The sequence below is a fragment of the Rhodoferax sp. genome (genome assembly GCF_018063565.1).
GTDB lineage: Bacteria > Pseudomonadota > Gammaproteobacteria > Burkholderiales > Burkholderiaceae_C > Rhodoferax.
In genome coordinates this window covers 1-20,657 of sequence record NZ_JAGPBB010000052.1, presented here as the reverse complement: position 1 = coordinate 20,657, position 20,657 = coordinate 1, and the positions used below count along the sequence as shown (strand labels likewise).

General features: G+C 60.8%; 16 protein-coding genes. 6 read left to right on the top strand and 10 right to left on the bottom strand.

Annotated elements, in window-relative coordinates:
- Positions 1-60: 60 nt before the first annotated feature.
- The 5 genes from KBF66_RS12625 to KBF66_RS12605 all read left to right on the top strand — a co-directional run bounded on the left by KBF66_RS12625 (position 61) and on the right by KBF66_RS12605 (position 4,759).
- Positions 61-720 carry a hypothetical protein gene (locus KBF66_RS12625; RefSeq protein ID WP_296657152.1) on the top strand — a complete coding sequence of 220 codons (660 nt, stop codon included), beginning with the start codon at positions 61-63 and terminating at the stop codon, positions 718-720.
- A complete protein-coding gene (locus KBF66_RS12620) occupies positions 717-1,409 on the top strand; it encodes an ABC transporter ATP-binding protein (protein WP_296657148.1) in 693 nt (230 codons plus the stop codon). The genes KBF66_RS12625 and KBF66_RS12620 overlap by 4 nt, the downstream gene beginning before the upstream one ends.
- Positions 1,400-2,617 (top strand): FtsX-like permease family protein, encoded by a 1,218-nt coding sequence (locus KBF66_RS12615; RefSeq protein ID WP_296657143.1) that lies wholly within the window; start codon positions 1,400-1,402, stop codon positions 2,615-2,617. Before KBF66_RS12620 ends, KBF66_RS12615 begins: the two co-directional genes overlap by 10 nt.
- Positions 2,618-2,712: 95 nt before the next feature.
- On the top strand, positions 2,713-3,483 hold the full coding sequence (locus tag KBF66_RS12610) for an outer membrane lipoprotein-sorting protein (protein WP_296657141.1): 771 nt from the start codon (positions 2,713-2,715) through the stop codon (positions 3,481-3,483).
- A gap of 4 nt (positions 3,484-3,487) precedes the next feature.
- A complete protein-coding gene (locus tag KBF66_RS12605; protein WP_296657137.1) occupies positions 3,488-4,759 on the top strand; it encodes a hypothetical protein in 1,272 nt (423 codons plus the stop codon).
- Here KBF66_RS12605 and KBF66_RS12600 read toward each other — a convergent pair.
- From KBF66_RS12600 to KBF66_RS12585, 4 genes are all read right to left on the bottom strand, one after another.
- Complete coding sequence (locus KBF66_RS12600) at positions 4,737-5,351, bottom strand: biliverdin-producing heme oxygenase (RefSeq protein ID WP_296657133.1); 615 nt, start codon at positions 5,349-5,351, stop codon at positions 4,737-4,739. The two genes, KBF66_RS12605 and KBF66_RS12600, sit on opposite strands and share 23 nt — an antisense overlap.
- 73 nt (positions 5,352-5,424) lie before the next feature.
- The gene (locus tag KBF66_RS12595; protein WP_296657129.1) at positions 5,425-9,432 is read right to left on the bottom strand and encodes an EAL domain-containing protein; all 4,008 of its coding nucleotides are present in this window, start codon (positions 9,430-9,432) and stop codon (positions 5,425-5,427) included.
- Between the two features lie 152 nt (positions 9,433-9,584).
- Positions 9,585-10,439 carry a LytTR family DNA-binding domain-containing protein gene (locus KBF66_RS12590; RefSeq protein WP_296657126.1) on the bottom strand — a complete coding sequence of 285 codons (855 nt, stop codon included), beginning with the start codon at positions 10,437-10,439 and terminating at the stop codon, positions 9,585-9,587.
- A complete protein-coding gene (locus KBF66_RS12585) occupies positions 10,436-11,479 on the bottom strand; it encodes a histidine kinase (protein ID WP_296657123.1) in 1,044 nt (347 codons plus the stop codon). Before KBF66_RS12585 ends, KBF66_RS12590 begins: the two co-directional genes overlap by 4 nt.
- 165 nt (positions 11,480-11,644) lie before the next feature.
- Between KBF66_RS12585 and KBF66_RS12580 the strand changes: the two genes are divergently transcribed.
- Positions 11,645-12,478, top strand: coding sequence for an undecaprenyl-diphosphate phosphatase (locus KBF66_RS12580; protein WP_296657120.1), 834 nt, complete (start codon positions 11,645-11,647; stop codon positions 12,476-12,478).
- Positions 12,479-12,488: 10 nt separating this feature from the next.
- Here KBF66_RS12580 and KBF66_RS12575 read toward each other — a convergent pair whose 3' ends face one another.
- The 6 genes from KBF66_RS12575 to KBF66_RS12550 form a co-directional block, all read right to left on the bottom strand.
- Positions 12,489-14,213 carry an EAL domain-containing protein gene (locus KBF66_RS12575; protein ID WP_296657116.1) on the bottom strand — a complete coding sequence of 575 codons (1,725 nt, stop codon included), beginning with the start codon at positions 14,211-14,213 and terminating at the stop codon, positions 12,489-12,491.
- Complete coding sequence (locus KBF66_RS12570) at positions 14,210-16,021, bottom strand: ATP-binding protein (protein ID WP_296657112.1); 1,812 nt, start codon at positions 16,019-16,021, stop codon at positions 14,210-14,212. Before KBF66_RS12570 ends, KBF66_RS12575 begins: the two co-directional genes overlap by 4 nt.
- Positions 16,018-17,805, bottom strand: a complete 1,788-nt coding sequence (locus tag KBF66_RS12565) for an ATP-binding protein (RefSeq protein WP_296657108.1) — start codon at positions 17,803-17,805, stop codon at positions 16,018-16,020. Before KBF66_RS12565 ends, KBF66_RS12570 begins: the two co-directional genes overlap by 4 nt.
- 163 nt (positions 17,806-17,968) lie before the next feature.
- The gene (locus KBF66_RS12560) at positions 17,969-18,790 is read right to left on the bottom strand and encodes an alpha/beta hydrolase (RefSeq protein ID WP_296657104.1); all 822 of its coding nucleotides are present in this window, start codon (positions 18,788-18,790) and stop codon (positions 17,969-17,971) included.
- 12 nt (positions 18,791-18,802) lie between these two features.
- Positions 18,803-19,630: a proteasome-type protease gene (locus tag KBF66_RS12555; RefSeq protein WP_296657100.1), complete on the bottom strand. Its 828-nt coding sequence runs from the start codon at positions 19,628-19,630 to the stop codon at positions 18,803-18,805.
- Between the two features lie 236 nt (positions 19,631-19,866).
- Positions 19,867-20,657 (bottom strand): rhodanese-like domain-containing protein (locus tag KBF66_RS12550; protein WP_296657095.1); only part of this gene is annotated, 791 nt, incomplete at its 5' end.

Below are 20,657 nucleotides of genomic sequence, written 5' to 3'. Positions count from 1 at the left end.
TTGGCGGTCCGTAGAGTTCGCCCCAAGCCATCCCTTAACCCTTTCTTTCCGGAGCCCAACATGCCGCAATCTCCTGTCTTTTGTCGAAGTCGTTTCCAGCTGGCACATGTCCTGCTGGTGCTGGCACTCGGTGCCAGCGCGGGTGTCGCATCGGCAAGCCCGTTTGATACTGCCTATAGTGACTTTACCCAGGCCCGGGCTGGCAATGCGGCCGCCATCGAGCGCTCGGCTGATGCCTTCACTCTGTTGCTCAAGGCGGAGCCCATCAACCCGGTGCTGCTGGCCTATGCCGGTGCCAGTACCACCCTGCGTGCCACCACCACCTGGTTGCCATGGCATAAGATGCGCTTTGCCGAAGATGGCCTGGCCCAGCTGGACAAGGCGCTGGCCTTGCTGGGCGAAGCACACAACTCCGCGCTGCCACAGCAGGCACCCGCCGCGCTGCAGGTGCGATTTGTGGCGGCATCGACTTTTCTGGCGGTACCGGGCTTCATGAACCGCGGTGTGCGTGGCAAGCAACTTTTGAGCGACGTGGCCAACAGCCCCTTGCTGGCGGCCGCGCCGCTGGCGTTTCGTGGCGAGGTTTGGCTGGCGGCGGTTGAGCAGGCCGTCAAGGACGACCGCAAGGACGATGCGCGCAAGTACTTCAATGCACTGGTACAGGCAGGCGCACCGCAGGCCACCCAGGCGCGCGCCAAATTAGGCAAGCAGACATCATGAGCGCCGCAGCCAACCAAGCGGTGCTGGCGCTGCGCGGCATTCACAAGACCTACCGCATGGGCGCCCATGTGATTGCGGCACTGCAGGGCGTTGATCTGACGGTGCAGCGTGGTGAATTGCTGGCGCTGACCGGCCCCTCGGGCAGCGGCAAAAGCACCTTGCTCAACCTGTGTGGCCTGATCGATACCCCCGACTCGGGCGACATCCTGCTCGGTGAGCAGCCGGTGCGCGGCTTGAACGAGGTGCAACGCACCCTGTTGCGGCGCGACGCCCTGGGATTTGTATTCCAGAGCTTCAATCTGGTGCCGGTGATGACCGTGCATGAAAATGTCGATTACCCGCTGTTCCTGGCTGGTGTGCCGCCTTCAGAGCGCCGTTGGCGTGTCGACGCGCAGCTGGAAGCCGTCGGTTTGCAGGCGCACGCCCGACATCGGCCAGACGCCCTGTCGGGCGGGCAGCGCCAGCGCGTGGCCATTGCGCGCGCCCTGGTCAAGCGCCCCAAACTGGTGATTGCCGACGAACCCACCGCGAGCCTGGACTCGCACACCGCCGATCAGGTGCTGGACCTGATGCGCCAGCTGGGTCATGCTGAAGGTGCCGCCTTCGTGATGGCCACCCACGACAGCCGCCTGAGTGCGCGCTGCGACCGGATTCTGAACCTGTGTGACGGGAGGCTGCTATGCAACTGATGTGGCTCAAATTTGCGGTGCAAAACAGTTTGCGCAACCGCCGCCGCTCACTGGTGACGGTGTCAATTGCCGCCTTGGGTACCGCTGCCATCTTGCTCGCCGGTGGCTTTGCCCTGTCAACCTACCAGGGGCTGGCCGAGATGGCGGCGCGCAGCACCGGCCATCTGGTCATTGCGAACCCGGCGCAGTTTGACAAAGACGAGGACACTCCTTTGCAGCATGGGCTGGACAACGCCGACACCTTGCGCAACAGCCTGCTGGCCGACCCTGAGGTGCGCCAGGTCTTGCCACGGGTCGAGTTCAGCGGCCTGATCAGCAACGGTGACAAATCCACGGTGATGATGGCCACCGGGATCGACCCCGACAGCGAGTTTGCCGTCCGGGGGCCATTCCTGTCGGTCACAGCGGGTGAAGTGCTCGGCAGCAACAGCCAGTCGGCCGAGGTGATGCTGGGCGAAGGCCTTGCCAAAAGCCTCAAAGCCAGACCGGGCAGCAGGCTGACACTGCTGGCCAGTACCGCTGACGGTGCGCTCAACGCCATGGACGTGCAGGTCAAAGGCGTGTTTTCAACCGGTGTTCCCGAGATGGATCTGCGTTTTGTCTATACCGACGTTGCCACTGCACAGAAACTGTTGAACTCGCCGCGCGTCTCCAGCCTGGGCGTGTTTCTGGCGCGCATGGAGAACACCGAGCCGGCGCTTCAGCGTTGGGCGGCGGCGCATCCCGAGCTCAAGGTCAAAAGCTGGCTGGAACTGGCCTTCTTCTATCAGGCGGTGCGCAATCTGTACAACCGGATCTTTGGCGCACTCGGCCTGATCATCGGGGTGATCGTGGTGTTCGTCGTGACCAATGCCATGGCCATGGCGATCATTGAGCGCACCCGTGAGATCGGCACCTTGCGCGCCATGGGGACACTGCCGCGCCAGTTGCTGCACACGCTGGGACTGGAGGGCATGGTGCTCGGTGGCGTTGGCGCGGTGGCAGGTGCACTGCTGGCGCTGGCCGTCACCGTGTTTCTTCTGGTGGTGCCGTTTGAAATGCCGCCACCCCCAGGTCAAACCAAGGGGTACCCGCTGTTGGTCACCTTCGATGCGATCATGTACCTGATCACCATGGGCAGCATGGTGCTGCTCACGGTGCTGGCATCGGTCTGGGTGGCTCGAAAGACCGTCCACATGCCGGTGGTCGATGCATTGAGCCATACCTGACTGACACCCCCCGGCGATCGCATAGGCAAAAGATTATCAAAATAGTAGCTAAAAGCGCTTGACCAGTATGCGCTAGAGGCCAGAAAGATTAAAAAATGAAAGTTCTATCCATGACCTACTGCCTGTTTGCCGGGCTTGGCCTGGCAATGAGCGTGCTGACCGCGCAGGCGCAGGACGCAAGCGAGATGCTTAAGGCGGCCGATCGCTTTCGCATGAGTGCCGACAACCTGCAGGTCGAAACCCAGATCAATGTGGTCAACGCCGATGGCAGCCCGGACAAGGAGCGCCGCTACACCGTGTTTGTCCAGGCACAGCGCCAGTCGTTGGTACTCATGAAAAGCCCGGCAGAGCAAGGCCAGAAGGTGCTGATGCTGGGGGATGACTTCTGGTTGCTGATGCCGCAAAGCCAGCGCCCCCTGCGTATCACACCGATGCAAAAACTGCTCGGCGATGCCTCGACCGGAGACATCGCCACGCTGAGCTGGGCCGATGACTATACCGGCAAGCTGCTTGGCGAAGAATCCTGCGCGGCCAGTGCGCAGGTGCCGGCGCAACCCTGTTGGCACCTCAGCCTGAGCGCCCGGCGCAAAGGGGTGACCTACCAGCGCATCGAACTCTGGCTGGGCAGGGTCAAACACCAGCCGCTCAAGGCGGATCTTTACGTCCTGTCCGAGAAACTGGCCAAACAGGCGCGTTTTGTCTTTGACGACGCGGCCGCGCCGGCTCTGGTGACCGAGATGGTACTGACCGATCAGGTCAGCAACCACAAGACCACCCATGTGCGTTACCTCAGTCGAAAGGTGCGCCAGGTCCCGCCCAACTGGCTGAACCCGATGTTTCTGGTTACCAACCCGCCGTTGGACTGAAGCCATGGCCACTGTTCGCTCGCTGGCACTGCTCATGTTGTGCGGCTGTGCCAGTCTCTGTGCCCAAACACCCGATAGCCGGACCGACAGCACGCCGGTATGGCCAATGCCGCTGGGCGGGCAGTGGCGCGTGCAGTGGGATGGCTGGTACGCCAATCCTCAAGGCCCGGTGGCCCGGGCCAATGCCTTGCAGCCCGGCACCGTGTCATTGCCAACCGGCGCACTCAGCGCCGAACTTGAGTTGCGCGCCAGTGGGGATGGCTGGCACGCCACCGCCACCCTGCAAGACCAGTGGTCATCGGGCCGTGGCAGTGCGCAGCACGCCTGGTTCAACGAGCTGGTAGCCAGCCATGCGGCAGGCGACTGGCAATTCAGTGCAGGCAAGAAGATCGTCTCTTGGGACGTGGGGTATGCCTTTCGGCCCAACGACGTGGTGCAACAGGAGACGCGCCGCAGTCTGGCCAGCAGCACCCTTGAGGGGCGAGCTTTGCTCATGGCCGAACAGTTTGCCCCCGACAGTGCCTGGTCGCTGGCGTGGGTGAACCCTGGGCACCGCCGGTCCGAGCGTGCGGCCCAGGAAAACGCCCTGGCTTTGCGCTACTACCGGCGCCAGGGCGCTGTGGACTGGCATGGCTTTGCCCGGCGTGGTCTGCAAAGTGGTGCCAGCGTGGGACTGGCAGCGGCCTGGGTGGCCAGCGATGCCCTTGAACTGCACGCTTCCTGGCGCAACATCCGCCATGCGCAAAGGCTGGCGTCTGATGCGGCGGTTGATGGTGTGCTGACGCAAAACCCCTGGCACATCGCAGCGCAAGGCCAAACCACACAATTGTTGATGGGTGGCACCTGGACCCATGCCAGCCAGCTCAGCGTGCTCGCCGAGGCTTGGTGGGACGGAATGGCGATGTCTGAGTCCGGATGGCGGCAGTGGCTGCAGCGCAACCAGTCGCTTCTGGCGCAGGCGAGCGCGCCGGTTCCTGTGGCAGCACTGGCCGGCAATCTGGCGTGGCAGGCCGACGCACTGGCCGGTGCTGCCAGCCTGCAGCGCAGCAACCTCTACCTGCGTCTGAGCTGGGAGCGTGACGGCTGGCAACCCTCGGTGGATGTGCTGTATCACCCGGCCGACGGTGGCCACCTGTGGACGCTGGGTTTGCTGCATCAGGGTGACCGTCTGCGTTTGCAGACGGGTGTCCGTCTGGCCGGTGGCCCGGTCGATGCGGTGCTGCGTCAGTTGCCCAGGTCGCGGCAGGTTTTTGTCAGTCTGGTTCGGTCTTTTTGAGCAGCACCAGGCAAGCATCCAGATGCTGACCGATGGCCTCGAACATGGCGGTCGCGCTGCTGATCGCCAGCGTGTGCTCAGCGCTCGGGCAGTTCGCCTGAGCGAAGTCCCAGAATTCCTGCCAACGGGCTGCTGTGTGTGCGCCATAACCGTCAAAAAACGTGCTGGGCAGCTGCGGTGGCGGCAACTGATGCAGATTGCGCGCGATGTATTGCCCGCCCTGCGTGGCCCCTTCCAGTGTGTAGAGCAGCCCCACCAGTGCGCCCACGCTGTCGGGGGTGGGCAAACTGATGCTGACCGGCAGGGGCGAGCGGTGCAGGGCCCGTAGATCGGCATCGATGGCCGCCACCTTGCGCCGCGCCGCATAGTCAAAAAGCCCGGGGTTGGCCGCCAAAAACGCCAGCAGGCGGGTTTCGATGACCGCATGAACCCCATGCAGGCTAGCCAATGCATCGCCGTACTGGGTTGCGCTCAGATCTTCCCTCAACAATGGCGCCAGCAGCGGGTGATGGTCCAGCCGGTGGTGTGCCGCCTTGGTGGCCAGGCGCAACTGCGCGTGAAGCTTGGCAGATAAGTCCTGAGCGGTCATCATGGATTCTCGATGAACAGTGTCCCGTTCAAGTGGGTCAAGGGGCGGGTGTCGGAAAACACCATCACGCGGTGATTCAGAATACATCCGACCTGGCCAGCCGCGCCGAGAGCGCCTCGATTGGCACGGGGCGGCTGAAGAGGTAGCCCTGATAGTGCAGGCAGCCCAGGCTCGCCAGCACATTGCGCTGCGCCTTGGTTTCGACACCTTCTGCAATGACAGTCATGCCCAGATTGTGACCAAGCGCCACAATTGTCTTGGCAATCGCCGCATCGTTGTGGTCGGTGACAATGTCCTGCACAAAGGACTGGTCGATCTTGAGCTGATCCAGCGGCAGACGTTTCAGGTAGGTCATTGACGAGTAGCCGGTGCCAAAGTCATCCAGCGAGAACAGCACCCCATGCGTTTTGAGGCGCCTCATTTTGGCGATGATGTCCTCGGGCTGTTCGAGCAGCAGGCTCTCGGTCAACTCCAGCTTGAGCCGATCCAGTCGCGCGCCCGACTGGACCATCGCGGCCAGCACACGTTCGACAAAATCCGCTTGCGCAAACTGGCGTGCGCTGACGTTCACCGCGAGCGTCAAGTGGGCGCTGGCCTGATCTGTCGCCCACAACGCCAGCTGCTGGCCGGCACGGTCAAGCACCCATTGACCCAGCGGCAGGATCAGGCCGGTTTGTTCTGCCAGCGGGATGAATTCGTTCGGTGGCACCAGACCGCGTTGCGGGTGCTGCCAGCGCACCAGCGCTTCGGCCCCGGTGAGCTTGCCTTTCTGGTCTACTTGGGCCTGGAAATAAAGCAGGAACTGGTTTTGCTTGAGTGCCAGGCGCAGGTCCACTTCGAGCACGGCCCGTGCCTGCACCGCCGCCTGCATGTCCGGGTCAAAGAAACGCAAGGTGTTTCGTCCGGCCGCTTTGGCCTGGTACATGGCGGTATCGGCGCGTTTGATCAGTTCATCTGCGGTCACCTGTGTCCCGCAAAACAGTGCCAGCCCAATGCTGCAGGTACAGAAATGGCTGATGGTGCTGGGGTTGTCGTCGCTGCCGGTCAGAGCCAGTTCAAAGGGGTGTCCGAGGCTTTCCAGAAACTTCTCGCCCACGGCTTCGGCCTGCAGCGCAGCCAGGTCACCGCCGCCCAGGTCTTCAATGATGACAATGAACTCGTCACCACCGATGCGGGCCACCGAGTCACCGGCGCGGGCGCTGTGCTGCAAGCGCTTGGCCACATCGACCAGCAGCAAATCACCGGCCGCATGGCCCCGGGTGTCGTTGAGCGACTTGAAATTGTCCAGATCCAGCAGCAGCACCGCGCCGGGCCGTTGGCGCCGCTGTGCATTGACGATGGCCTGCTGCAGGCGGTCCATCATCAGGCGCCGGTTGGGCAGTTGGGTCAGGTGGTCATAAAAGGCCAGCAGCTCGATCTTGTCCGCCGCGGCTTTGCGCTCCGTCAGGTCGGTGAGGGTTCCGACATAGTGGCTGACCGGTCCTTCGGCACTTTTCACCGCCGTGATCGACAGCCAGCAATAAAACTGCTCGCCGTTCTTGCGACGATTCCAGACGTCTGCCTGCCAGGAGCCGGTTTGATGGATGCGCTGCCACATGTCGGCGTAAAAGGCCGCATCGTGTTTGCCGGATTTCAGGATGCGCGGATTCTGGTTAACCACTTCGTCGGCACGCCACCCGGTGATTTGCGTGAAAGCATGGTTCACCCGCAGGATAAGTCCCTTTGAGTTGGTGACCATCATGCCTTCGTGGGATTCAAAGGCCGTAGCGGCGATGCGCAGGTCGGCCTCGGCACGCAGCCGATCCGAGATGTCGATCACCAACCGGATGACAGCGTTGATTTCGTTGTTGGCATCGCGAATCACCGTCACCAGCAGGTCGATCCACACCTGGCCCTTGGAACGCGTCAGGTAGCGCTTTTCCATGCGGAATGCGTCACGCTTGCCCGACATGAGTTCGGCAACATGCAGAGCCTCCAGCACCTGGTCATCCGGGTGGGTGAACTCTGCCACATTCAGGCCCAGCAGCTCATGGCGCGGGCAACCCAGTATGCGGGCCAGGCTGTGGTTGGCCTCGAGCACCCGTCCCTCCAGATCGGTGATCGAGATGCCGATGTAGGCACGTTCAAATACACCGCGAAATCGTGCCTCGCTCGCATGCAAGGCCATCTCAGCCCGTTTGCGTTCTGAAATGTCGGTGAACAAAGCCACTCGTCGGTGCAGCTTTCCGGCGTCGTCGTAAATGCTGTTGATGGTCAGCAACTCTGGGTAGACCTCGCCGTTTTTGCGCCGGTTCCAGATCTCGCCACTCCAGACACCACGCGCTTGGAGCGTGGCCCACATATCCTGGTAAAACCGGGCATCATGGCGTCCGGATTTCAGCACCATGGGGGTCTGGCCGATCACCTCGGCCGGACGGTAGCCGGTCAGCGCTGTGAAGGCCGGGTTGATGTTGAGGATGACGTTGTTCGCGTCGGTCACGACCATGGCCTCGCTGCTGTTCTCGTACACCGATGCAGCAAGCCGTCTGGATTCGTCGGCCACTTTGAGTTGCTGGCGCAAAAAGACCTCGGCCAAAGTCAATGAAAGCGCTTGTGCAGCCTCGGTTTCGGGGTCACTCCAGTGTTGCGCCTCGCCGCGCCGCGTCTGAACCCAGCGCGCGAACGAGCGGCGTGGTGCGAGCTTGGGGCCGATCTCGTCCTGCACCAGCTGTTTGTCCGCCTCGCCGGCCCAGGTGGTGGACTGGATCACTTCCTCTCGGAACCAGAGCAAGCAATGCCCGGCCGACGGGTCCAGCCGGATGGCCAGCAGCCCAGACGCCTGCCTGGCAAAGGCAACTGCAGGCGGGTAGTCCTGGGCCAGCGCATGGGTGGCATAAGTCTGGCGCAGTATCAGTTGTGGACGCAACCATTGCAGCAAAGCGGGCCAATATTCAGGGTCGGGGGCCGGGCCGATGGCCGTCAGTTCGTCACCGGTGGCAATCAAAGCGGCACTGGCGTGAACCAGGCCCAGCACCTCTTGTTGCAGCGCCGGCATCAACAGTGCACCAGGACTGGCGGACTGCGCCAATCCCGCTGGCCCGCCCAGCAGCGGCAGCAAGTCGCGCACCCGGCGCTGGTAGCGCTTGCTTTCGTCAAAGACCATGGCAGACAGCCGCAGAGCCACGGTCTTGGCCAGCATTTCCATGCTTTGACGCAGGCGAAACGCGAGCTGGCGCGGCTGCTCGTGATGGCAGGCGATCAGACCCCACAACTTGCCGTCCTGCAGCAGCGATATCGTCAGCGAGGCGCTCACGCCCAGATTGCCCAGGTATTCGAGGTGAATCGGTGACATGCTGCGCAGCACGGAAAACGACAAATCAAGGGTGCAGTGGGCGGTGTCTTTTCCCCACTGGTGCAGCGGAACCGCCGCAGCGCCCCGGTTGACCAGCATGCGTACCAGATTGCGGGTGTACAGGGCGCGAGCCGGTGGTGGAATGTCCGATGCCGGGAAATGGTTGCCGAGCAAGGACCCAATGCCTTCGCGGCAGGTTTCGGCAATGACCTTGCCATTCCACTGGGGATCAAACTGGTACACCATGACCCGGTCAAAGCCGGTGATGGCCTGCACCTGGCTGGTGATGATGCTGGCGAAGTCTTCCAGCGTGTCGGTGGCAGCCAGCATCGACGTCATCAGGCGGTCGATGGCATCCACTTCCATCGGATATACCAGTTCCGCCTGCGGGTCGTACCCCTCGATTTCGACCACCCGCAAGCTTCCCGATCGGTGAACTTGTGCCTGGCGCAGCTGCTTGTCAGCGCCCAGCAGCAGTGTGACAGCCTGCGGATGATGTCCGGCCTGTGGCATGCCTAACGCTGCAATGGCGCGACAGGCGGCTGCACCGAGCAGTTCCTCGGCGCTGCGACCCAGCGCATGTGCCGCTGTCAGTGCAAGCGTCTCATGCAGATTGCCGCTGGCAATTTGTACTTGCCATTGCTCATCGATCGCCAGCAACGCACCGTGGCGCTGGATGGCACCAATTTGCGCAATGGGTTCATTCTCGCAACGCTTGAGCGCCTCGGACAAAGCGGCAGACTGTGGATCCAACGTAGACTTTCTTTGCTCACTTTTGAGGCTATTGAACCTCAATCAAGTGCGATCACCCTTGATTTTTTTCAGCGGATTATCCGCCATTTGTCCAGGACGGTTTCAGGCGGGCATTCGGCATTGACACCCGGCTAACGAACACCGCTGGCGCGTCACATCGCCTTGAAAAGTCCGGCGTAGAGTCGGCTGACCGTCAGTTTGCCGGGCAGACCGCGCAGCCGCAACAAGGTCTTGCCACTTTCATCGCGGCTCGCCGATTCGATGCAGTGACTGTTGACCACCGTGCCACGGTGAACCTGCCAGAAGCGGTCGGGATCGAGCTGAGGTAGCAGTTCCTTGAGTGGTGTGCGGATCAGGTATTCGTGCTGGGCAGTCAGCACCCGGATGTATTTGTCAGCCGCTTCAAAGTACAGCACGTCATCAATCGGCACGAGGCGCACGCTGTTGCCAACGCCAACCTGAAGCAGCTTGAGCCATGTCCCGCCAGGACCTGGGCCAGGCCTTTCGGCCTGCTGCAGCAACTCGCGAAGTTGCGCCATGGTGGTGTCGAGCTGTTGGGTATCAGCACCTTGGGCCGCCTGCGGGGGGTGATTCTGCCTGGACCGCAGCGCCAGCGTGCCTCGAAGTTTTGCCACGGTTTTTTGCAGTCGCGCCGGATTGAGCGGCTTGAGCAGGTAATCCATCGCCTGCGCCTCAAAGGCCTGCAGCGCATACTGATCGTAAGCGGTGACAAAAACCAATGCCGGAAAGGGCTTGGCGACGTTGTCCCACAGATCGGCCAGTTCGGCTGCGGCCTCCAGTCCACCCATGCCAGGCATACGGATATCAAAAAACAGCACATCCGGCTGCAGGGCCAGCGCCTCGCGCACCGCTGTGCCGCCATCTGCCACGGTGGCCAGCAGTTTCAGCTCGGGCCAGGCGAGGACCAGTTCAGCCTTCAGGGCTGCTGCCAACAGCGGTTCATCTTCGGCGATCAAGGCCGTCGGGTGTTGGGGTCGGGTGTTCATTGTTTGGCATCAAATGTGGCTTCAGCGCTTGTACCACAAGGTTTCATAGCTATCAATTCAAGTCTTGCAGTGGGGCCAAAATGGGTCTGCAGGCGTTCACGAACCTGAACCAGCCCGAAACCGTCGGTGGTGATGGCATCTGCATTTTGATCCAGTCCCACTCCGGTGTCTTGCACCACCAGGCTCACCCGGTCAGCCTTGCGGCTGGCCCGAACCGTGATGCTGCCACCTTCGAGTTTGGGTTCAAGTCCGTGTTTGATCGCGTTTTCCACCAGCGCCTGCAGCAGCAGTGGCGGGAGCGGCAGCTCGGCCAGTTCAGGCGCCAGATCAAGGGTGTAGCTCAGGCGCACACCCATGCGCACCTTGATCAGTTCGAGGTAGTCGCGCAAGCGTTCAAACTCGGTCCGCAGCGGGTGCGCGGTCGCGCGCGAGGCGGTCAGGGTGGCGCGCAGATAGTCCACCAGGTGGTCCAGCATCTGCTGGGCGCGGGGTGGGTCCAGGGTGATCAGCACGCGCAGATTGGCCAGCGTGTTGAACAGCATGTGGGGTTCCAGTTGGCTCTGCAGCAGCCTGAGCTGGGCTTGCGCCGCCTGACGCTGAACTGCTTCCATTTCACGTTGCGAGCTTTGCAGCTTCAGTTGCGCGGTGGCCAGTTGTTCCCGGCTCATGAAAAAGTAGGTGCTGGCGGCACCGGCCATCAGGCTGATGACCAGAAAGCCCAGGGCCTGGTTGGGGCGACTGGTCCAGAAAGACAGCTGGTGGTGCGGAAAAAACCACTGCGCCAGCAGCGTCCCCACCACATAGCCCATGGCGGCGCAGACCGGAACCAGCCAGAACAGACGTCGCCACTGCGTCTGCATGTCTTTGATCAGCCAATACTGGGTAAAGTCAATCAAGGCCCAGATGCTCAGTCCGATGCATTGTGAATAGACCAGGTTCTCCCAAAGGCCGCGGCCCATGAAAGTGGCGATGCCCAGAGCGATCACGGTGTTGAACACGATGATCTGAAGGGCACGTCGCAAGGTGGGTTTCTGCTGCATCACCTGATTGTTCACGAGTTGGTGTCAGTCGTGCTGCAAAACACGACGAAGCGGCCATTTCAATCCGTCAAACGGGTTTTGGGTGGCGTGAAATGCCACCTGCGATGGCACGAACGGACAGCCAGCCCGAGCTGGCGATAATCGCGGCACTGCGGAGGTGCGAGTGTGGATATTGTGTTGTTGATCAAGGCGGCCATCATGGGCCTGGTGGAGGGCCTGACCGAGTTCTTGCCGATTTCAAGCACCGGGCATCTGATTCTGGCGGGGGCATTGCTGGGGTTCGACGACGAAAAAGCCAAAGTGTTTGACATTGCCATCCAGACGGGTGCCATTTTTGCCGTGATTCTGGTGTACTGGCAGAAAATACGCGACACCCTGGTGGCGCTGCCGACCCAGCGTCAGGCGCAGAGTTTCGCGCTCAACGTGGCGATTGCGTTTTTTCCGGCGGTGTTGCTGGGCCTGCTGTTTGGCAAGGTGATCAAGGCGCATCTGTTCACACCGGTGGTGGTTGCCAGCACCTTTATCGTCGGTGGCTTTATCATTTTGTGGGCCGAGGCGCGCCAGAAGCGCCACCCGGCGCTGGCGCGCATCGACGATGTGGACGCCATGAACGCCATGGACGCACTCAAGGTGGGTTTGGTGCAATGCCTGGCCATGGTGCCTGGCACCAGTCGCAGTGGTGCCACCATCATTGGCGGCATGTTGCTCGGACTGTCGCGCAAGGCGGCCACCGATTTTTCGTTTTACCTGGCCATTCCCACCCTCATCGGGGCGGGTGCCTACAGTCTGTACAAAGAGCGCGCATTGCTGTCGCTGGCAGACCTGCCACTGTTCGGGGTCGGGCTGGTGGTGTCGTTTTTCAGCGCCTGGTTGTGTATCCGCTGGTTGCTGCGTTTTATTTCCACCCACAGCTTTGTCGGTTTTGCCTATTACCGGATTGTTTTTGGTGTGGTGGTGCTGGCCACCGCGTGGAGTGGTGCCGTCAGCTGGACGGCCTGATGCCCGCCTCTCATGCCGGGTGATAGCCGCCAAAACAGCGCAGCGCTTCGCTGGGGGGGAGTGGCCGGCTAAACAGATAGCCCTGGAATTCTTCACAGCCCAGCTGACGCAGAAAGTCCAGTTGCTCCGGTGTTTCAACCCCTTCTGCGATCACACTCATGCCGAAGCTGTGGGCCATGGCGACAATGGCGCGGGTGATGGCTGCATCACCGGCGTCGTGCGTGATGTTGCGCACAAAACCCTGGTCGATTTTGAGGGAGTTGAGCGGATAGCGTTTGAGGTAGGCAAGGCTGGAGTAACCTGTGCCAAAGTCGTCCATCGACAGCTTGATGCCCAGTGCCTTGAGCGCGTGCAGGGTACTCAAAGTACTGGCCACACTTTGCAATGCCAGACTTTCGGTGACTTCCAGCTCCAGCATGTGAGCGGGCAGGCCGGACTCTCTCAGCACCTGCGCCACCAGCGCTGGCAGCTGGCCACTGGCAAACTGACGCACCGACAGGTTGACTGCCACCCGAAAGTCACGCTGCCCAAGATTCAACCATTGCACCGCCTGCGCTGCGGCGGTGCGCAGCACGCTCTCGCCCAATGGGTTGATGATGCCGCTTTCTTCGGCAATCGGGATGAACTCCGCCGGTGACACCCAACCCAGTGTGGGGTGCTGCCAGCGCGCCAAGGCTTCAAAACCCGTCAGCCGGCCGGATCCGACCTGGACCTGCGGCTGGTAATAGACCAACAACTCAGCGTTTGCGACGGCATGATGCAGTTCGTTGTGAATCTGCAATTGGCGGGCTACTTGCCGATTCAAAGTACCATCAAACAGCCGATAGGCCCCAGGTCCGTGCGGCTTGGCGTGGCGCATGGCAGACTCGGCATTGAACATCAGCGATACGGCAGTACATGATGGGTCGCTTGCCTGACAGGCCCCGGCGCTGGCGTTGAGGTGCAGACTTTGGTCATCAATGTCGAACGGTGGCTCCAGCACCTGCATCAACTGCCTGACCTGAGACTCCAGCGCCGTTGCGGGCGCGCTGGTGCGCAGGCAAATACCAAAACAGTCGCCAGCCACCCGAGCAACCGGATCCTGAGCAGCGGATTGTCCGAGTTGCATCACCGCATTTCCCAGTCGGCGCGACACCTCACGCAGCACCAGATCGCCCACGGTCGAACCAAATCCGTCGTTGATGCGTGAAAAACCGTCGAGTCCCAGACACACCACCGTGATGGCCGCCGGCCCTGCACCCTGGTTGCGACGCAGTTCGCTCTCCAGAGTCTGCTCGAAACCCAGCCGGTTCGGCAACGAGGTCAGCGGATCGAACTGAAGCGCCAGGCGAATTTCATCCTGGTGACGCACCGTGGCTTGCGCCACCTGCCGGCTGCGACTCAATCGCGTGCCAATGGCTTCGAGCAGTTCGTCGCGCCGGTAGGGTTTGATCAGGTAGTCGTCGGCCCCGAGCGTCATGCCCAGCCTGACGTCGCCGTGATCGGCTTTGGCCGTCAGGATGATGATGGGCAGCAGGGCGGTGGCGGCATCCTGACGCAGTGCCTCAACCAGGCCGAAGCCGTCGAGCCGCGGCATCATCACGTCAGAGATCAGCAGGTCAGGGCAATGGGCACGCGCCTGCTCCAGCGCGTCAAGCCCATCGCAGGCTGCGCTGACTTCGTAACCTTCAAGCTCCAGCATCAATTGAAGGTTCTCGCGCAAACTCGGTTCGTCTTCCGCGATCAGAATTTTCATGAGGGTGTTCCCTGGTGGTCCGTCGGCAGTATTTTCGTTGGCAAAACCACGCTGAAGCAACTGCCCTGGTTGACTTGGCTGCTGACCTCGATGGAACCCTTATGCCAGGTGACCGAGTCACGCACAATCGACAACCCAAGGCCCGTACCGGCGATGGTGCCCACATTGCTGGCGCGTTGAAAGCTCTCAAACAGGCGTGGCAGATCCGCTTCGGGAATGCCAATGCCCTCGTCCGCCACCCTGATATGCAGCGAATCGGTGCCGACCTTAACCGTGAAAAAGACGGTCTTTCCGTTGGGCGTGTACTTCAGTGCATTGCCGAGCAGGTTGCCAAGGATGTTTCGCAGCAGCGTGTCATCGAGCCAGAGTTTCATATCGGCGGGCGGCAGGTCAAGCACCAGCCTGACCTGCTCAAAACGTGCCGCCATGCTGCTTCTCAGCTCGTCGATGAGTCCCAGGCAAAAACGTGTCACGGCCAGCGCCTGCGGCTTGAACTCCAGTTGACCTGCGTCGGCACGGCCAATCAACAACACGTTTTCCAGCATGCGGGTCATGCGACGTACAGCATCGTCTATTTTTTTCAGGGCTTCGGCTTTTTGTTCCGGGCGCAGCCGGTTCTGGTAGTGACGCAGCAACTCCACCGAACCATGAATGGTGGCAAGCGGCGTGCGGAACTCGTGCGACGCCATCGAGATAAAGCGCGACTTCATGTCATTGAGCTCGCCCTGTTTTTGCAAGGCTTCGCGCCGGGTCTGCTCAGCCTGCATGCGTGCAGTGGCATCGACCACAAACATCAGGGTGGCGTCGGCAGCGCCCCATTCAATCTTGACCGCAGACAGGTCGAGCCAGCGTATGTCGCCACTTTGGGTAATGACGCGAAAGCCGTAGTGTGTCTCCACTGGCTCGTTGCGCAGTCGGCGCTGGTGCCTCTCGACCACCTGCGCCACGTCATCGGGGTGAATCGTTGCCGTGTAGTGGTTTGACAGCAGATAGTCCAGCGGGTGGCCGACAATGCGCACCATACTGGGGTTGGCAAATACCATGCGCCCGAACTGCACCACAACCACGCCGACGCCCACGCTTTCAATCACCAGCCGGTAGCGCGCCTCTGACTTGCGCAACTCGTCAATCGCCTGATAACGCTCGATGGCACTGCTGACATGGTTAGCCACAAATGACAGGACGTCAGCATCCGATGCGTCGTAATGGATGCTCGGCTCGTAGCCTTGCACCGTCAGCACCCCGGCGGTCACACCATGGATCTGCATCGGCACGCCCAGCCACGAGGTGAAGCTCATGTCGCCACTGCCCTCGGTGACTTCACCCGTTGCCTGCAGCAGGGCCAGGCGCGCTGCGTCGATCAGCTGTGGTTTGGCGGTGCGCAACACAAATTCGGTCAAACCACGCCGATAAGGCACATGGCTGAGCTGCAGGCGGTCTCCATCGCGCTCGTCCACGTAGTAGGGGAAATCCTTCGTATTGGTTTGGGCGTCGTAAAGACACACATAGCAGTTCCTGGCATAGAGCAATTGGCCCAGCAGGCCATGTACAGTTTGCAGAAACTCGTAAAACGATAGATTGGCGGTGGCACGCTCGGCGATGCGGTAAAAAATCCGCTGCAGGGTCTCGGCCTTTTTCTGCTCGGCAGCCTCAGCCTGCAACTCGTCGCCGCGGCGCGCCAGCCACCGGCTGGCAGCCTGCTGTTGTTGTTGCCTCTCGGCCTGCAAGGCCAAATAATCCAGCTCCAATGCCTGCTGCTGTGACTGCAGGTCTTGCAATTGCGCCAGTTGCTCAGACCAGGCGGTCATAAGCGCTCCTGAATCGGCAAGCGCACAGTGAAGCAGCTGCCGACACCGACCTGGCTTTGCACGTCGATGCTGCCGTGATGCGCCGTCACGGCGTCCTTGACGATAGACAGGCCAAGCCCGGTGCCCGTGATCGGGCCAACGTTGCTGGCGCGGTGAAATCGCTCAAACAGGTGGGGCAAGTCGTCGGCCGGAATGCCAATCCCCTGATCGATGACGCTGATTTGCAGCGCTTGCTCAGCGGCATGGACGCGGACCTGCACTTCAGTACCTTCGCGTGCGTACTTGACCGCGTTGCTGAGCAGGTTTCCCAGGATGTTTCGCAGCAGGTTTTCATCCAGCCAGAGAATCGCCTCAGGGCCGGGAAGAACCAGCGTCAATGTGATCTTTGCCATCTGGGTGTGCATGCTGCTGCGCAGCTCATCCACCAGGCCACGGATGAACGTCGCCACTTCGAGCGGGCGGGGTTCGAACGCCAGTTGTCGTGAGTCTGCGCTGCCAATCAGGAGCACTTTTTCAAGCATGCCTGTCATGCGCAGCACGGCGTCATCGACTTTTTTCAGCGCGCCATCCTTTTGCTCGACACTGAGACGATCTTCATAATGTTGCAGTAGCTCGAGCGAGCCGTGGATGGTGGCCAGGGGGGTGCGGAACTCGTGCGATGCCATGGCGATAAAGCCGGATTTCATGGCATTGAGCTCCGTTTGTCGCTGTAGCGCCTGGCGTTGCGTCTGCTCGGCCTGGTGCCTTTCGGTGGCATCCACCGCAAACAGCAAGGTGGCCTGGCGGCGGTTCCAGTCGATCGGCACGGCAGAGAATTCGAGCCACCGGATCTGGCCCTGTGCATCGATGATGCGGGCCGGGTATTGCGGATCCAGCGCCTCGCCACGCTGGCGTTTGGCATATTGATTGGCCGCGGACGCCACATCATCCGGATGGAGAAAGGCCGTCAGCGGTTGCGACAGAATATGCGAGATCGGATGCCCGACGATGCTGGCCATGCAGGGATTGGCAAACACCGCTTGTCCGCCCTGAATGACCACCACACCAAGGTCGACTTTTTCAATGATGGTGCGGTAGCGCCATTCTGACTTGCGCAGCTCCTCAACGGTCTGATAGCGCTCTATCGCATTGCTGAAATGGTTGGCCACAAAACTCAAGATGTCGGCGTCTGATGCCTTGTAGTCATTGCCTGCTTCATAGCGCTGCACCGCCAGCACACCACCGATGGCACCGCGGATCTGCATCGGCACGCCCATCCAGCAGCTGAAACTGAGGTCACCCGTGGCTTCGGTGATCTCACCACTGGCCTGCAACTGGGCGAACCTGGCTGCATCGATGCGCTGCGGCTGGCCGCTGCGCAGCACAAACTCGGTCAATCCACGTCGATACGGCACATCGTTGCATTGCAAGGTGTCGCCATCACGCTCATCGATGTAATAAGGAAAATCCAGCGTGTGTTTTTGAACGTTGTACAGGCAGACAAAGAAATTCCGGGCGTAAATCAGCTCGCCCAGGAGTTCGTGAACGACGCGTGAGAACTCGAAAAAAGTCAGTCCTGCGGTAGCCCGCTCGGCAATGCGATAAAAAACCTCTTGCAGGGTGCGTGCCCGTTTTTGCTCTAGCGCTTCTGCCTGCAGCTCCGCCGTACGTTTTTCGAGCCACTTGGCAATCTCTACACGCTGTTGGTCTACCTCCAGCTGTAGCGCGCGATAGTCCGCCAGCATTGCCGCGTGCTGGCGGCGCAGTTGCTCGCATTGGTGGGTCACCGCATGTGCGTCGGTCATGCCCCAAGTTTGACATATTCGGCGCCGTGATGACGCTTTTGCGATGGCAGGTGGGCATCGTCTGATCGAACCTTTCGGCAATGCTTGCCGGGCGCCGGTTCGGCAAAACGCTACGCCATTGATCAAGCGCAAAAAAAGTGTTCAGAAGGCTGAGCACGAATTTTCAGGAATACGAAACCGTCATATTGAGCAAGGCGGCCTCAATGGCCGCTGCTGCGACATGGGGGCGCTCCATCGGGAACAGATGTCCACCATCGATCAGCATGATGCGTCCTTTGGTGACGCGCCGGGTCAGCGCCATGCCGACCTGTTTCATTTCGCTGGAACGCAGCCCGCCGATGTAGGCCACCGGGCATTTGAGCGGGTGCTTCTTCAGAAGCGACTCCATCTGGTGTGGCAGGGTGTTGTAAATGGTGGTTTCCACATCGCGTTCAAAACGCAGCACCCGCTGCTTCTGGCCATCGATCCAGATGTCGTGGGTGCCGTGGGTAATGTAGTCGGCCAGCACCTGCGGGTCCCATTTCGCAAAAGCCCGTTTGCCCTGGAAGTGTGCGAGGGCCGCTGCGGCGTCGGGCCACTGGTTGCGCCGTTTGCGACTGACCGCGCCGGGTGATACTGACCTGACCAGTTGGGTCTGTTTGGCCACGCCCAGCGCGGTGGCGCGCCAGCCACCCACCACCGGGGCATCGAGCAGCAAAACGCCACGCGCCAGCTGCGGCGCCTGCGCCGCGGCCATCAGGCTCAGGTAGCCGCCCAATGAATGGCCGACCAGCCACACTGCCGCGCCGTTCTGATGAACCTGATCCTGGGTGAAATCCAGCAGTTGTTGCACTAGATGGGGCCAGTTGCTGGTGACCGGATAACGCGGATCGTGACCAAACTGGTCGACGGCCGCGACCGCCATGCCGCGCTGCTTCAGGTCCCGGAACAAAACGCCGTAGGTTCCCGCACCAAAGCTGTTGGCGTGGGAGAAAACCAGGGGCATGGCAGCGGTCATTCAGATCAGCTTTTCGTCGGGAGTGCTGATTTTGCGCAGCGGCAGGCTGCGACCCGGCGGCTGGATCAGCGGTACCTCGGTCTTGCCGTCGTCCCAGGTGGGGTCTTCAATGCTGTCAAACACTTCGCGCAGCTTGATGCCCCAACTGTTGTGCATCATCTTGAAGTAGGGGTTGTTCTCGTCGATGCACACCACCTTGTCAGTCTGGAAACGATGGGCTTCATACACCACCAGATCCAGCGGCAGACCCACCGACAGGTTGGACTTGAGGGTGGAGTCCATCGACACCAGCGCGCACTTGGCAGCCTCGTCCAGTGGCGTGTGCGGCGTGATGACACGATCCAGCACCGGTTTGCCATACTTGGACTCGCCAATCTGGAAATACGGCGTCTCGGGTGTGGCCTCGATGAAGTTGCCCGCTGAATACACCTGAAACAGGCGCATGCCCTCGCCGTGGATCTGTCCGCCAAAGATGAGCGACACATTGAAGTCGACGCCCGCCTGTTTCAGTGCGGCGGCATCGCGGTCATAAACGTGGCGGATGGCCGCACCCAGCACCCGGGCCGCGTCAAACATGCTCTTGGCGTTCCAGATCGTGATGGGGTCGCTGTCGTCGCCGTCCTTGAGTTTCTCGATCTGCAAAATTTCGCGCACCGACTGGGAAATGCTCAGGTTGCCCGCCGACAGAAGCACCATGAAGCGGTCGCCTGGTTTTTCATATACGATCATTTTGCGAAAGGTACTGATCTGGTCCAGACCGGCGTTGGTGCGTGAGTCGGACAAGAAAACCAGTCCGGCGTTGAGTTTGATGGCGACGCAATAGGTCATAGTTGATCGATTGAGGCAAAGGAGCAAGTGTAGAGGCAGCGCAAGCGTCGGCCGCAATAGCCCGCGGTTACTCGTCATTGGTCACCGACTATTGGGCCCGCGTGAGGTTTGCCTTGGGCCGACTTCTTTCCGAAAACTTGGTAACCTGAAAGTGGCATTCAGGGCTTCATTTTGTCAATCGAACCTGCCTGAAGCACCAGCGCTGGCGGTCAGGCAAACTCAAGCGAGTCAAGCACCTATTTGGCTTTGATGGTGTAGCTGCCGTCAGCGGCCCACTTGATATCTGCGTCAAGAAAGGCGGTTTTCAGCTCGGGCTTGTACAGTTTGACCATGTCATAGGCCTCGCCGCTGCGCCCGCCGGCACCACAAAAAAAGATGATGGGTTTGTCGGTGGGCAGCTTGTCAATGCTCTTTTCCAGTGTATTGATGGGGAAGTTGACCGCCCCCTTGAAGGTGCCGGCAGCCACCTCTTGTGGCTCACGCACGTCGATCAGGTGCACTGTGCCCGGAGCCTCTTTGTAGATGCGCTCAAACGATGCCACCGTGATGGTGCCAGCATCTTTGCCAGCTTCCATCATGGGTGGCGGTAAGGCGGCGGGCAAGCCAGAGTTTTTGACCCAATCCGGCATACCTTCTTCATACACACGAATATTGGTATAGCCCAGCTTTTCAGCTCTGAAAGCCGAGTTATGACTGAGCACACAGGTCGGGCCATCGCAATAGAAAATCAGCAATTTGGATTTGTCGGCTGGCAGCAGCTTGGGGGCGAGCTTGTCAAACTGCGAATCGGGCAAGTTCACTGCGGTGGGAATGTGCCCCAGGTTGAACTTGCGCGCTGCGGGCCGTGCATCGATGATCATGGCCGCATCGCTTTTGCCTGCCACCGCATAGGGCTTGACAAATGCAAGGTCCACAATGTGGCTGTAGCGCTTGAACGTTGCGCTGGCAGCGGGCGCAGCCGGCTCAGCGGCGGCCTGTGCATAGACCACCGTGCTGCAAAACATGGGCAGCATGACCAAAGTGGCGC

Bases quoted from the DNA above. Each gene is read 5' to 3' on its own strand.
- KBF66_RS12625 (WP_296657152.1), top strand. From the start codon at position 61: ATGCCGCAATCTCCTGTCTTTTGTCGAAGTCGTTTCCAGCTGGCACAT.
- KBF66_RS12620 (WP_296657148.1), top strand. From the start codon at position 717: ATGAGCGCCGCAGCCAACCAAGCGGTGCTGGCGCTGCGCGGCATTCAC.
- KBF66_RS12615 (WP_296657143.1), top strand. From the start codon at position 1,400: ATGCAACTGATGTGGCTCAAATTTGCGGTGCAAAACAGTTTGCGCAAC.
- KBF66_RS12610 (WP_296657141.1), top strand. From the start codon at position 2,713: ATGAAAGTTCTATCCATGACCTACTGCCTGTTTGCCGGGCTTGGCCTG.
- KBF66_RS12605 (WP_296657137.1), top strand. From the start codon at position 3,488: ATGGCCACTGTTCGCTCGCTGGCACTGCTCATGTTGTGCGGCTGTGCC.
- KBF66_RS12600 (WP_296657133.1), bottom strand. From the start codon at position 5,351: ATGATGACCGCTCAGGACTTATCTGCCAAGCTTCACGCGCAGTTGCGC.
- KBF66_RS12590 (WP_296657126.1), bottom strand. From the start codon at position 10,439: ATGAACACCCGACCCCAACACCCGACGGCCTTGATCGCCGAAGATGAA.
- KBF66_RS12585 (WP_296657123.1), bottom strand. From the start codon at position 11,479: ATGCAGCAGAAACCCACCTTGCGACGTGCCCTTCAGATCATCGTGTTC.
- KBF66_RS12575 (WP_296657116.1), bottom strand. From the start codon at position 14,213: ATGAAAATTCTGATCGCGGAAGACGAACCGAGTTTGCGCGAGAACCTT.
- KBF66_RS12570 (WP_296657112.1), bottom strand. From the start codon at position 16,021: ATGACCGCCTGGTCTGAGCAACTGGCGCAATTGCAAGACCTGCAGTCA.
- KBF66_RS12565 (WP_296657108.1), bottom strand. From the start codon at position 17,805: ATGACCGACGCACATGCGGTGACCCACCAATGCGAGCAACTGCGCCGC.
- KBF66_RS12560 (WP_296657104.1), bottom strand. From the start codon at position 18,790: ATGCCCCTGGTTTTCTCCCACGCCAACAGCTTTGGTGCGGGAACCTAC.
- KBF66_RS12555 (WP_296657100.1), bottom strand. From the start codon at position 19,630: ATGACCTATTGCGTCGCCATCAAACTCAACGCCGGACTGGTTTTCTTG.